Here is a 12,731-nt window from a genome sequence, read left to right on the forward strand (position 1 = left end):
CTGTCAATCTTAGTCGGGTTAGCCGTCTTGCGCGAGTGAGGGCTGCAGGGCAGCATCTGCCCGGTCTACGGCATCCAGCACTCGCGGGTCAAAATAGTCGCCCAAGGTCTCGATGTAGGTTGCGGTGATGTGGTCATAATCGAAGTAGGTATAGACATTACCGATAGACGGTGGGCAGGCATTATCTGGGCAGACTAAATCTGACAGGTTGACCGCTGCGAAACCGGGGTAGCTCTCCTGGAAGGAAAGTTGGGGGTCGTCCAGAACGTCCTGGCCCGGGCCCATAATGCAATCATCAGCGCCCCCAAAAGCGTCCATGCAGTCCTTATGCATCTGTGACATACGCGGTGTATCCCGCACACCGATGACGCTGGTTCCCTGCTCGGTCAGGTGCGCGATGTGCGGCTCAAGCCCGGTGAAGAGCACATCAGGTTCATCGGCAAGCGAGCGGGTACCGTGCACAAAGACAGTGTCAGGGTTCTGGGTATCAATGAATTCCCAGGACGCCTGCGCCCACTCATCGCAGTTAGCGCCGCTGGCAAAGGAGGCATTATCTTCTTCAGTCAGGAAGCAGCCGGGGCGAATATTGGCAATCAACTCCCAACCCTGGCTCTCAGCTAGTGGGCGCAGGGCGGTGAGCCACATCTGCATGTGCGAGTTGCCCACCACCATTACCGTGCGGGTGGGGTTTCCATTAGCTACCGGCACAGTGCAGCTACCCGCCAGTTCTTCGGTGAGCGACATCTCAGGTTTTATCTGAGCGCAGGAATCACCCAGTTCGGCCCAGTCAGCGTCCAGTACCGCTCGAATGGGGATGACGGGGGCAGCCTGGTCCCCCTCGTACGCATAGTCTGAATCAAGCACGGCAGCGCCCACGTTATTGATAGCACGGTTAGCCTCAGCCTGCACCGCCTGGCGGTGAATTGAAGATGTCCAGGCATGGGCGGGCATAAGCCCAACGAGCAGGCAGGCTCCCACCATAACTAGCCCCGTAACGGTTGAGCGGTTGGGCAGCTTCCAGGTGCGCAGAGGGTTTTCAACGAGGCGGGTCAGTAGCCAGGCAAGCGCCATGGAGAGAACGAGCAAAATCATACCGGCAAGAAAACCCGCCTTTTCCTGCTGGGTATAGGAGAGATAGAAGACCAGAATGGGCCAGTGCACCAGGTAAAGGGCATAAGAAAAGCCACCGAGAGCCAGCAGGGGCTTGGCGGTCAGCAGTTTTTCAGGGCCAAATCTAGTGCCGGTATTTCCAGCAGCAATCACACAGGCGGCGGCTAGGGTGGGCCAGAGCGCCACATACCCCGGGAAGCTGCCGTTAACGTCCAGAACGAAGCCACAGGAAATAATGGCAATGATGCCCGCCCAGCCCATCACCGCACGTAGGGTACGGCGCAACTTCAGCAGAGGCAGCACTAGGGCCACCAGAGAACCCAGCGCAAACTCCCAGAGCCTGGCCCAGGTATCAAAGTAAGCAGTGACCTGGCTGGACTCAGTCTCACGGATGGAGTAGGTCAGTGATACCGCGAAAATCAATGTAAAAATGCTAATGAGAACAGCGCGCACTCCCCTACCCTTTAAGGCTCGAATCAGAAGTGCAGCCAGCAGGAAGATGAGTGGCCAGAGCAGGTAAATCTGCCCCTGCACCGACAGGGACCAGAAATGACGCAGAGGAGATGCTTGCGAGCTATCAGTGGCATAGTAGTCCACCGCGTTATCAATGGACCACCAGTTCTGCTGGTAGAGCACCACGGTGCCCGCCTCATCAAGGATGCTCAGCCAGCGCTCAGCAGGAATAAAAAAATAGGTACCTAGCAGGGTGAGGGCAACGGTAATGGCGGCTAGGGGCAGCAGTCGTTTGAAGGTGTGCACCCACTGGGCAAAAACAGCCCTCAGCCCCGGAAAAAGACCACCGGCGGCAAAAGTTCCGCTTTCAATACGGCGAGCAAAAGAACCGGTCAGCAGGAAAGCTGAGATGAAGAGAAAAACATCCACACCGCCTGATACCCGACCAAACCAGAAATGGTAGGCGGCAACGAGCAGCAAGGCGAGTGCGCGTAGACCTTGAATTTCAGGACGCCAGGAGCGGTCGCTCGAATAGATGCGGCGGCTCTGCCCAGTGCTGGTGTGGTGGTTCATCACTGCGTGCCCACTCAAGGCAGACTCCCTCCCTACTCTTTAGCCAGCATGGCGCCTCAGCTGGGGCGCTGAGGTGGTACTGGCGCAATCCATAAAGGGTTAAGTTTACCGCTCCATCCTGAGCATCAGCTTGAGAAAACACGAAACTGCCCGCTACGGTGGCTAAGACCATAGCGGGCAGTTTTCCCTGAGAAAAGAAGGGGCTACTTGTTGTCTTCTTCCTCAGCAGGTTTTTCGACCACGAGGGTTTCGGTGGTCAGCACCAGGGCAGCGATGGACGCCGCGTTCTCCAGAGCTGAACGGGTCACCTTGACCGGGTCAATGACGCCGCGGGCAATGAGGTCTTCGTAGACCCTGGTTGCCGCATTGAAGCCGTGACCGATGGGCAGCTCAGCGACCTTAGAGGTCACTACGTAGCCGTCCTCACCAGCGTTCTCAGCAATCCAGCGCAGAGGCTGGACCAGGGCGCGGCGGACGATGTCCACACCGACCTGGGCGTCGCGGGAGCCAGCTTCAAAACCATCCAGTGCAGCCAGGGCGTGCACCAAGGCGGTACCGCCACCGGCAACAATGCCCTCTTCAAGGGCTGCGCGGGTGGAGGAGACTGCGTCCTCAATACGGTGCTTACGTTCCTTGGCCTCAACCTCGGTTGCAGCGCCGACCTTGATGACACCGACACCTCCGGACAGCTTTGCCAGGCGTTCCTTAAGCTTTTCGCGGTCCCATTCGGAATCCACGCGCTCGATTTCGCGGCGCAACTGGTCAACGCGCTCAGCAACCTCTTCAGAGGTGCCGGCGCCTTCGACGATGGTGGTGGTGTTCTTGGTGACGGTGACGCGGCGAGCGCCACCGAGCTGATCCATGGTGACACTGTCAAGGGTGATACCCAATTCACCGGTAATAACGGTACCCTGGGTGAGAACGGCGAGGTCCTGCAGAATCGCTTTGCGGCGGTCGCCAAAACCGGGTGCTTTGAGAGCAACCACGTCTAGGTTGCCGCGCAACTTGTTGACGACCAGGGTGGACAGGGCTTCACCGTCTACGTCCTCGGCAATGATGGTCAGGGGCTTTTTAGCCTGAACAACTTTTTCAAGTACGGGCATAATTTCAGCCACGGTTGAGATTTTGCCCTGGTAGAGCAGAATAGCGCTGTTTTCCAGAACGGCCTCGGCACGCTCGGGGTCAGTGACGAAGGAGGGTGAGAGGTAGCCCTTGTCGAACTGCATACCCTCGGTCACTTCGAGTTCAATCTCGGTGGTGGATCCGTCTTCGATGGTGATGACGCCGTCCTGGCCCACCTTCTTGAAGGCCTCTGAGAGCAGTTCCCCGATCTGAGGTGACTGGGCTGAAATCGCTGCCACATGGGCAACTTCTTCGCCCTCAACACCGCGAGCGTTCTCTAACAGACGCTCAGAAACTAACTTAGTTGCTGCCTCGATACCGCGCTTGACCTCACCGGGTGCTGCACCGGAAGTAACGTTGCGCAGACCTTCAGCAACCAGTGCCTGAGCAAGGACGGTTGCGGTGGTGGTACCGTCACCGGCAACATCGTTGGTCTTGGTGGCAACTTCTTTAGCCAGCTGGGCGCCCAGATTTTCGTAGGGGTTCTCAAGCTCAATTTCGCGAGCGATTGAGACGCCGTCGTTGGTGATGATGGGCGCACCCCACTGCTTATCGAGCACAACGTTGCGGCCGCGGGGGCCAAGGGTTACCTTGACCGCGTTCGCGAGCTTATCAACGCCGGCTTGCAGGTGCTTGCGGGCATCATCATTGAATTCAAGTTGTTTTGCCATGAATCCTCTATCTCCTTTGGTCTTTATCTAGGGTGGTTGAGAAGATAAAGGGTCTTAGGAGACAACGGCCAGCACGTCGCGTGCTGAAAGGATGAGGTACTCGCTGCCGCCGTACTTAACTTCAGTGCCGCCGTACTTGGAGAAGATGACAACATCGCCTTCTGCTACGTCAACGGGAATGCGGTTACCCTTGTCATCGACGCGGCCGGGACCAACAGCGATAACTTTAGCTTCCTGGGGCTTTTCCTTGGCGGTATCGGGGATTACGAGACCGGATGCGGTGGTCTGCTCAGCTTCTACGATCTGCACAACAATGCGGTCTTCAAGCGGCTTGATGGTAGCCATGTTCTTGCTCCTTCTAGGGCGTAAACGTTAGGGGTTGACCTGCGCTAAAACTGTCTTCGGTGTCGTCGCGGTGCCACCGACTACAGATTTAGCACTCTAAACGGTCAAGTGCTAACTAAAACTTTAGAACGTCTCTGCTCACGGGGCAACCGAGCCAGCAGGTTTCGCGGTGAGCGCACCGCGGTGGGGCTATGATGAAGAGGTTGCAAAAGTGAGCCAAGCCATAAGCAAGGAGGAATGGCGTGATCAAACTTCTCTTTTGGCCGGTGCTGGTGCCCTCCTTCCTCTTTGCCGCAGCCCTGGGAGCTATCACCCCTCTCATCATTCTTGCAGCCATCGACATAGGAATACCCCCTGCAGCAGCTGCCCTCCTCATGGCTGCCTCGGGCGTTGCGGCGCTTGCTTGTACGGTTCCGGTGGGCGCAGCTATTGACCGGGTAGGCGACAAGAGGGCCATGACTCTGGCTACCCTGAATGCAGCCGGCGCCCTGGCACTGACTATTCTGGCTCTTGCAGTGCCTTCGGGCTGGTCTATTGCCCTCTATATCGCCGGTCATTTGTTGCGCGTGCCCGCCCAGGTTGCCTGGGGATTGGCACGCCAAGCTGTGGTGGCTGAAACCGTTGCCGCCAAAGACCGAGGCAAGGCAATGACGTCCTTGGGCGGGGCACAACGAGCAGGTTTCCTCGCCGGACCGCTGGTCGGTTCCCTCATGCTCATTTGGCTTCCTCTTTGGACCGTTTTTGCTTTCTCCATCATTCTGGTTTTAGCTGCAACGGTACTGCTGCGAATCCCCCGCTTTAATTCAACCTTTGATCGGGCAACCGCCCAGGCCAGAGAAAACAGGGCAGCCACCGAAACAAGCCAACTATCGGTTACTTGGAACACCGTTTTCGTGGCTGGCATCGGAGTCGGCCTTCTCTCAGTGACCCGGGTGAGCCAGCCCATTCTGGTAGCCCTCTGGGGGCTGCACCTGGGCTGGTCCGAAGCCCAGATTTCCTTAGCCATTGCCTTGGGCTCTGCTCTGGAGATGGTGCTCATGTTCCCCGGCGGTTACCTGAAAGATCGGGTAGGTCGTTCCTTTACCCTGAGTCTGTGCCTCGTTTTCTTTGGCGGAGGCTTCCTGCTGGTGCCGTTCTGGGACGGTAGCTGGGGTTTCGTCCTTGCCCTCATCTGCATGAGTGTGGGCAACGGCCTGGGCTCCGGTATCAATATGACCATCGGTGCTGACCTTAGCCCGGACACCGGCAGGGCCAAGTTCTTGAGCATCTGGTCCATGTTCTCCCAGGTGGCTGTTGTGGGTGGTCCCTTGGGTATTTCGGCTGTGCTCACTGCGTTCGCCCTACCGGCGACCTTTATATTGGTAGGATCTCTGACCGTCTTTGGAGCCGTTTGGGCACTTGCCACTCAGCCGATTACTAAACTACCTACCGGTTCCCGGCGCAGTTAGATAGCACCACTAGAATAAGAAACGATGACTAGCTTTACACCAGCACCAGCCCATCCTTTCAGTGAAGAGCTGCTCGCCGCCGTCCACGAATTCACCCCCTACACAGCTGATACTGCCCTTGCCGCCGCGAGTGCGCTACGGTCCAGGGGGTTTACCCCTGAAGAGACCTCAGCAGTGCTGACCCAGGCAAAACTCCGCACCCAGGCTGCCAATAAGTTTGGTGAGCACGCTGCAGAGATGCTGCTGACTGAGGCAGGGTATGAGCAGGCAACCAGGGCAGCTGTGGGGGCGCGTCACGCCCAAAGATTTGTAGACGCAGGTCTCAGCTCGGTAGCTGATTTGGGCTGCGGAATCGGGGCTGACTCTCTCGCCTTTGTCGCCGCCGGTCTGACCGTGACAGCGGTGGAGCTTGACCCGGCAACGGCGGCTTTCACCGCCCATAATCTGCAGGGTTTTGAGACCGCCCAGGTGCTGGTGGGCAATGTAGAAGAGGTGCAACTAGAAAACCTGACCACGGTCTCGGGGCAACCGGTAGAGGCGCTCTGGCTAGATCCTGCCCGCCGCGAGGTGGAAGGCGGCGCCACCACGTCCCGGCTCTTTGACCCCGAAGCTTTCTCCCCTCCCCTGTCCTTTGTAGAGAAGCTGGCGGCCACCGGCATTCCCATGGGCGTCAAGATGGGCCCCGGCCTGCCCCACGAGCATATTCCCGAAGGCTGCGAAGCTGAATGGGTGTCCCACGGCGGTTCGGTGGTTGAGGTGGTGCTCTGGTTCAATGCTCTCGCCCGCCTAGGAGTGCGCCGGGCGGCCAGCGTCCTCTCATCTCACCCCTTAGAGCCGGAGTTGCTGGGCGAGATTACCTCGTCCCAAGACTCCCCGGACCTCACTGGAACGCACGAACACGAACCACTTGTGGGAGAACTCAGCAATTACATCGCTGAGCCCGACGGCGCGGTGGTGCGTTCCCACCTGGTCTCTGATCTTGCTCATCAGCTGGGTGCCCAGCTACTGGATGAAAAGATTGCCTACCTAACCATGGAAATCCCTGCAGAGACCGCCTTAGCGCAGATCTATACGGTTCAGCAGGTGCTTTCCCTGCAGGATAAGACGCTCAAGCGATGGGTTAAGGAGCAGGGCATCACCACCCTGACGGTGAAAAAACGCGGGGTCGATATTGTGCCCGAGCACTTGCGTGCCAAGCTTTTGGCCGGGGTTAAGAAGAAAAAGGGAGCGGCGGCGGTTCCCGCCACCCTAATTTTGACGCGCCTGGGCAACGGGGCTGAATCTCGGCGGCTGGCTATCCACGCTAACCCGGTGCAACCATAAGACAGCCTGTGCGCTGTGAAGCGTCCCTTACCGTTTTTTGTCTTTTTCATGACGCAGAATTCGGCGCCACCCTAACCCAGCCCCTAGACTAGAAACAGCCTACTGACTAGCCCCCGGAGCCGCCCATGATGCCCTTTAATGTCTCAGAGCAGTCCACCATTGGCGTGGAATGGGAAATCGCTCTCGTTGACCCGGCAACCCGCGAACTGTCCTCGCGTGCCCCTGAGGTGCTGACGGCACTCAAGGAGCACCACCCTCAGCTACTGGTGCCGGGCAAGACTCAGCCCCATATCACCGGAGAGTTTTTAGATAACACCGTCGAGCTGGTGACAGGTATCTGCCGCACCCCAGCCGAAGCCTCCGACCAGCTGCGCGAAGCGGCGTCCGTCCTCAAAGAGGTCACCGACAGTCTGGGGCTAGGCTTCTTCTCCGCAGGAACGCATCCCTTCTCACGGGCCCTTGAGCAACCGGTCGCCGATAAAGACCGTTACCAGCGAGTGCTGGACCGCTCCCAGTTCTGGGGGAAACGGCAGATTATTTACGGCGTGCACGTGCACACCGGCGTGGATTCGCGCGATAAAGCATTGCCGGTACTGAACGGGCTGACCAACTTTTACCCTCATTTACTGGCACTTTCAGCTTCTTCCCCCTTCTGGGAAGGTGAGGACACCGGCTTCGCCTCCCACCGTGCGCAGCTCTTCCAGCAGCTGCCGACCAGTGGGCTGCCCTTTATTTTTGAAACCTGGGAAGACTACGAATCCTACTTGGGCGATTTGTTGGCAACCGGTGTCATTGACGAGCCCAGCGAAAACCGCTGGGACGTCCGCCCGGTGCCAGGCTACGGGACCGTTGAGATGCGCGCCTATGACGGGCTTGCCTCGGTGCGTGATATTGCAGCGCTGACGGCTTTCACGCAGTGCCTGGTGGAGTGGTTTAGCCGCCAGTTGGACGCCGGTGGACGCGTGGAGCCGTTGCACCCCTGGCATGCCCAGGAGAATAAGTGGCGGGCCGCGCGCTATGGCACTGAAGCTATCATCATCATGAATAATCGCAACGAGGAACGCCTGGTCACCGAGGACGTGCTGGGTCTGCTGGATAAGTTGGAGCCGGTTGCCCGCGACCTGGGCTCTAGCGCAGAACTAGCCGATGTTGAACGGATGTGTCGTGAGGGTGCGGGTTACCAGCGTCAGCGCCGGGTTGCTGCCGAGCACCGGGGAGACCTGCGGGCTGTGGTCGATGACCTGGTGGCTCAGGCGCAGGAACTATAAATAGAATCTCTGGGCAAGCTCGGACCGGTACCCCACAGCTGCCAGGCTGGCTCTAACCAGTAGGCTAGGCGCACGTGTGTAGATACTGTGTAGATACTTCGTCTAGACCGAGATGGTGGTGACCGGCAGGGATGAGTCGGCAGTGAAGTCAATACCGCTGGGCTGCCGCCCCTCGGTGAGCAGACGGGCACCCAGAGCAGCGACCATAGCGCCGTTGTCAGTGCAGAGCGAGAGCTGTGGAATAACCAGTTTGATGCCGTGTTCGGCGCAGCGCTGGGCGGTGAGCTCGCGCAGTCGGGAATTGGCTGCCACCCCGCCGCCTAGCAGGAGGGTTTTGATACCGCGTTCAATGCAGGCCAGCATGGCTTTTTCAGTGATGACATCGACGACTGCTTCTTGGAAGGAGGCCGCGACGTCTGCCACGGGTACTTCTTCACCGCGGGCTTCGAACCCTTCGACGACGCGGGCAACGGCGGTTTTGAGGCCTGAGAAGGAGAAATCGTAGCGGTGGGGGCCGGGTTCTTCGACGGTGCCCATGAATTTGCGGGTGGAGAGCCCGCGGGGGAAAGCGAAGACACTACCGTCGCCCTCTCTTGCGGCTTGATCGATGGCGGGGCCACCGGGGTAGGGTAGGCCGAGAAGGCGGGCGACCTTATCGTAGGCTTCGCCGGCGGCGTCATCCAGGGTAGCGCCCAAGAGTTCCACATCGCCAGTGATATCGCGGACTGCTAGGATTTCGGTGTGTCCGCCAGAGACCAGCAGGGCGCCAAGACCCTCGCGGGGTAAGCCGTCCAAGAAGTCGGCGGTGTGCCCTTCGATGCCGCAGTCATCCAGCAGACCCACACCTACATGGGCGACCAGGTGGTTGATACCGTAAAGGGGTTTACCGGTGGCTACAGCCAGTGCTTTGGCAGCTGATACACCGACCATGAGAGCACCGGCCAGGCCGGGTCCTGCAGTGACTGCAATAGCGTCTACCTCCTCGAGGGTTACCCCAGCTTCGTCCAAGGCCTGTTTAAGGGCTGGTACGAAAGCGTCTAGGTGGGCACGGGAGGCGATTTCGGGGATGACCCCGCCGAAGCGCACGTGTTCTTCCATAGAACTAGCAACGGTATTAGTGAGCAGGGTGGAGCCGCGCACGATGCCGATGCCGGTTTCGTCGCAGGAGGATTCGATGCCCAATACCAGGGGTTCGGTGTTTGCCTTAGTCATGGTGGGCTTCACTTTCAATCGTGGGTTCTGGGGTCGTGCTCGTGGCATCATCGTTCGGGGTGGAAGCGGGAGCCAGTAGCTCCTTGCGCATAATGAGAGCATCCACGCCGTCGTTGTAATAACCGCGACGCACATGAATTTGCTGGTAGCCGTTGCGCTGGTAAAGATCTTGGGCGCGGGCATTATCGGCGCGTACTTCTAGCAGAATCTGTTCAGCACCGCGGACCGCGGCTTCGCGGGCAAGGAAGTCCAGTAGAGCCCGCCCGTAGCCCTTGCCCTCGTGCCGTGGGTCAATGGCAATAGTCTGCACGTCGGCTGTCTCGGCGATACTCATCAAACCGGCATAACCAATGATCTCAGCCTCGTTCCTCCCCTCCTGCACGGTTTCGAGCACAATATAGCCTCGAGTGGGATGCACTATCTCGGCTAAAAACATATCGAGCGGCCAGGCATCAGCCGGGAAGAGCTGGCTTTCCAAGGTGTGCACTGCGGGTACGTCCACGAGGGTCATTGCGCGAGCGCGGACGCCGGGCAGCCCGTTGGGTAAATCTGCCTGGAGCACTAGCTACCCGCCTTTTTACGGGCGGCCGGCACCTTAGCGTCCGACTCACGCAGGTAAAGAGCCGAGGTATCGGTGCTCAGCGCACTAGCGCCCAGGCGGGCAGCGGCGCGCAACAGGTGGCTGGCTTCGGGTTGCAGGCTCTCGAAGCCGGGTTGAGCATCGAAGTCCTGGGGGTAGAGGGAGGTTCCAATACCGTAGGCGGGCAGGGTAGGCGTTTGGGAGGCAGGGCCAACGGTGGGGCCCTGCACCAGCGAGTAGCCGGTTTCAGTGAGCTCGTACAGCGCCGAGTAGACTTCGCGGCGGCGGGCATCGCTGACCACCAGAAAACGCTGCTGGCCGGCCTCCCGAGCAACAGCATGGGCTGCCTCGGCCAGTGCGGTCAGGCTCATCATGCCGTAGAGAGGAAGGTCCCAGGCGACGGCGAGCGCACGGGCTGTCACGATACCAGCACGCAGACCGGTAAAGGGGCCAGGCCCGGTGCCGGTCAGTACGGCGTCAAGGTCGTGACCGTTGACGCCAGCTTCGGCCATTACATCGGCGACGAAGGGGGACATGACCTCGGCGTGGGAGCGGGTGTCCGTGGTGGCGCGGTGGGCGAGCAGGGTGAGCTGACCGCCTTCAATACGTCCCAGGGCGACGGAGGCGGTAGCTGATGAGTCTAGGGCAAGAAAAAGCACGGTGTTAGTTTACTCCGTAGTCGGGGCGGCATGGGTGAGAGCCTGTTGTAGCCGGTCGAAAGCGCTTGGACGCTGGCTAAGCCAGCGGGGGCCGCTGGCTATGACGCGCAGGCGGCGCGGTTCGGGGGCTTCTTCGTCCTCGTGAAGGTCAGTTTCGCTGCCACTGGTGTAGAGCTGGTAGGGGTCGGTCTCGGCTAGGTCGGCACCGGTGACGCGAGTGAATTCCAAGTCCAGCAGAGAATCTGAGAGGTGTTCGGCCTTGTCTCTACCCCATTCAATGACGGTAACCGAGCGGTCCAGGGAGTACTCCAAATCTAGGTCATCCAGTTCTTCACCCGAGGCCAGGCGGTAGGCATCCACGTGGACCAGGTCTGGACCACCGGGGCGCGGGCCATCAGCCAGGTTGGGGTGTACGCGGGAGAGCACGAAGGTCGGTGAGATGACGCCCTCGCGCACCCCTAGCCCCTCACCCAGTGAACGGGTAAAGGTAGTTTTACCTGCACCCAATTCGCCGGTCAGAATCAACACGTCCCCAGCATCCAACAGGGGCGCGAGCGCATGTGCAACGGCTGCGGTGTGGCTAGGGCCGGTAATTTCTAGGTCAAAAAATGCTTCAGAACTCGGCATGACTACCTTTCCGTGGTGTCGTTTCGCCAGCTACCGCCCACCGAGACACGGGGCACGCGCGGTGAGATGCGGGTGACGATTTCGTAGTTGATGGTGCCAGCGGCCTGCGCCCAGTCGGTCACGGGCGGGTTCTGCTCGGCTCCGAAGAGGACGGCGGGCGCCCCCAAGTAGCCGAGAGCCGGGTCAGAAAGACCGGGTGCACCGAGATCAATAACCATCTGGTCCATGGCGATGCGCCCTACCTCCGGGTAGGTGCGGGGCTCTGCGCCTACCGGGTAGATGCGCACCGGCCCACCGGTGGCTACCCGGGGCACACCGTCTGCGTAGCCCATGGGCACCAGGGCTAGGGTGGTTGGCTGGTCAGTTACGTAGTTAAGACCGTACGAAACGCCCTGGCCAGCGGGCACTTCTTTAACCGAGCTGATGAAGGTTTGGAGGTGCATCACGGGTCTGAGGCCCAATTCTTGAGGGCTGACGCCTGGCAGCGGCGAAAGACCATAAAGCCCCAGCCCCACGCGGACGGCGTCCCTCAGCAGCGCATCCTCTTGCTGAAGGTCAGCAGCGGTAAAGGTTGCCGGGGTGTTAGCAAGGTGCAGCACCTGGGGGGTCAGCCCGGCATTTTCTGCAATCATCAGAGCACGATCAAACTCTGCCGACTGGCTAGCGGTTTCAGGGCGTTGCGGTTCATCAGCCACCGCCAGGTGGGTAAAGAGCCCGCGCACTTTTATCAGCCCCTGCACCTCATAGGCACGGGCACGCTCAGCCAGCCTTTCAAGATCAGCGAGCATCACGCCGTTACGGCCAAGACCGGTATCGACCTTAAGGTGCAATAGCACCGGCTGGGAGGGGGTAACAGTCTGGGCGGCGGCCGCGATTTTTTCTAGTTCCCAGAGACTAGAAACACCCAACTGAAGGTTCAAGCGCAGAGCAAGCTCAAAGTCGGTGCGAGGGGTATGGAGCCAGGCAATCATGGGTGCCGTTATTCCAGCATCACGCAGGGTAGCGGCCTCGCGTACATGCACCACCCCCAGAGCGTCCGCGCCGGCAGCTAGAGCCGAGCGGGCCACATCAACAGCACCGTGCCCGTAGGCATCTGCCTTCACCACAGCGACCAGCTCCCGCTCCCCGATGAGGGAACGAATACGGGTGACGTTATGCTCAAGAGCGTCCAGATCAATGAGGGCAAGGCGCTCAAAATCGCCGGGGGCATCCAGGGGCACGAAACCCTGCTGGCGGTATCCGCTGGTAAGACTCATCGCTCTTCCTGCCTTCGTGTTATGAATTCTTCTCTTTTTAGGGTAGTCCACTTTGACGCGCCAGGTCATGTGCCCGCCGGTACA

General features: G+C 59.5%; 11 protein-coding genes. 3 read left to right on the top strand and 8 right to left on the bottom strand.

Annotated features, from left to right (window positions below; translation table 11 throughout):
• Positions 1-18 precede the first annotated feature (18 nt).
• The 3 genes from M3668_RS02245 to groES form a co-directional block, all read right to left on the bottom strand.
• Positions 19-2,154, bottom strand: coding sequence for an acyltransferase family protein (locus M3668_RS02245; protein ID WP_251379204.1), 2,136 nt, complete (start codon positions 2,152-2,154; stop codon positions 19-21).
• 185 nt (positions 2,155-2,339) lie between these two features.
• Positions 2,340-3,929, bottom strand: a complete 1,590-nt coding sequence (groL, locus tag M3668_RS02250; protein ID WP_251379205.1) for a chaperonin GroEL — start codon at positions 3,927-3,929, stop codon at positions 2,340-2,342.
• Positions 3,930-3,983: 54 nt separating this feature from the next.
• Complete coding sequence (groES, locus tag M3668_RS02255) at positions 3,984-4,274, bottom strand: co-chaperone GroES (RefSeq protein ID WP_251379206.1); 291 nt, start codon at positions 4,272-4,274, stop codon at positions 3,984-3,986.
• Positions 4,275-4,516: 242 nt separating this feature from the next.
• Here groES and M3668_RS02260 point away from each other — a divergent pair, with 242 nt between their 5' ends.
• The 3 genes from M3668_RS02260 to M3668_RS02270 all read left to right on the top strand — a co-directional run bounded on the left by M3668_RS02260 (position 4,517) and on the right by M3668_RS02270 (position 8,313).
• Entirely contained in the window at positions 4,517-5,722 is a 1,206-nt protein-coding gene (locus tag M3668_RS02260) for an MFS transporter (protein WP_251379207.1), read from the top strand.
• 24 nt (positions 5,723-5,746) lie between these two features.
• Entirely contained in the window at positions 5,747-7,045 is a 1,299-nt protein-coding gene (locus M3668_RS02265) for a class I SAM-dependent methyltransferase (RefSeq protein WP_251379208.1), read from the top strand.
• 125 nt (positions 7,046-7,170) lie between these two features.
• A complete protein-coding gene (locus M3668_RS02270) occupies positions 7,171-8,313 on the top strand; it encodes a glutamate--cysteine ligase (RefSeq protein ID WP_251379209.1) in 1,143 nt (380 codons plus the stop codon).
• 102 nt (positions 8,314-8,415) lie between these two features.
• Here the strand turns inward: M3668_RS02270 and tsaD are convergent, their stop codons facing one another.
• Genes tsaD through alr form a run of 5 tightly spaced genes read right to left on the bottom strand, consistent with a single transcriptional unit; the run spans position 8,416 to position 12,647 of the window.
• Entirely contained in the window at positions 8,416-9,525 is a 1,110-nt protein-coding gene (tsaD, locus tag M3668_RS02275; RefSeq protein WP_251379210.1) for a tRNA (adenosine(37)-N6)-threonylcarbamoyltransferase complex transferase subunit TsaD, read from the bottom strand.
• Positions 9,518-10,087, bottom strand: coding sequence for a ribosomal protein S18-alanine N-acetyltransferase (gene rimI, locus M3668_RS02280; RefSeq protein ID WP_502948945.1), 570 nt, complete (start codon positions 10,085-10,087; stop codon positions 9,518-9,520). Before rimI ends, tsaD begins: the two co-directional genes overlap by 8 nt.
• Complete coding sequence (gene tsaB, locus M3668_RS02285; RefSeq protein ID WP_251379211.1) at positions 10,087-10,764, bottom strand: tRNA (adenosine(37)-N6)-threonylcarbamoyltransferase complex dimerization subunit type 1 TsaB; 678 nt, start codon at positions 10,762-10,764, stop codon at positions 10,087-10,089. Before tsaB ends, rimI begins: the two co-directional genes overlap by 1 nt.
• A 9-nt stretch (positions 10,765-10,773) precedes the next feature.
• Entirely contained in the window at positions 10,774-11,391 is a 618-nt protein-coding gene (gene tsaE, locus M3668_RS02290) for a tRNA (adenosine(37)-N6)-threonylcarbamoyltransferase complex ATPase subunit type 1 TsaE (RefSeq protein ID WP_251379212.1), read from the bottom strand.
• A gap of 2 nt (positions 11,392-11,393) precedes the next feature.
• On the bottom strand, positions 11,394-12,647 hold the full coding sequence (gene alr, locus M3668_RS02295) for an alanine racemase (RefSeq protein ID WP_251379213.1): 1,254 nt from the start codon (positions 12,645-12,647) through the stop codon (positions 11,394-11,396).
• Between the last annotated feature and the right edge of the window lie 84 nt (positions 12,648-12,731).

Origin of the sequence: Rothia sp. P100 (genome assembly GCF_023712425.1) — a bacterium.
Taxonomy (GTDB): Bacteria; Actinomycetota; Actinomycetes; order Actinomycetales; family Micrococcaceae; genus Rothia; species Rothia endophytica.

Excerpts from the sequence above, each read along its gene's own strand:
- groL (WP_251379205.1), bottom strand. The coding sequence starts at position 3,929 with ATGGCAAAACAACTTGAATTCAATGATGATGCCCGCAAGCACCTGCAA.
- groES (WP_251379206.1), bottom strand. The coding sequence starts at position 4,274 with ATGGCTACCATCAAGCCGCTTGAAGACCGCATTGTTGTGCAGATCGTA.
- M3668_RS02265 (WP_251379208.1), top strand. The coding sequence starts at position 5,747 with ATGACTAGCTTTACACCAGCACCAGCCCATCCTTTCAGTGAAGAGCTG.
- M3668_RS02270 (WP_251379209.1), top strand. The coding sequence starts at position 7,171 with ATGATGCCCTTTAATGTCTCAGAGCAGTCCACCATTGGCGTGGAATGG.
- tsaD (WP_251379210.1), bottom strand. The coding sequence starts at position 9,525 with ATGACTAAGGCAAACACCGAACCCCTGGTATTGGGCATCGAATCCTCC.
- tsaE (WP_251379212.1), bottom strand. The coding sequence starts at position 11,391 with ATGCCGAGTTCTGAAGCATTTTTTGACCTAGAAATTACCGGCCCTAGC.
- alr (WP_251379213.1), bottom strand. The coding sequence starts at position 12,647 with ATGAGTCTTACCAGCGGATACCGCCAGCAGGGTTTCGTGCCCCTGGAT.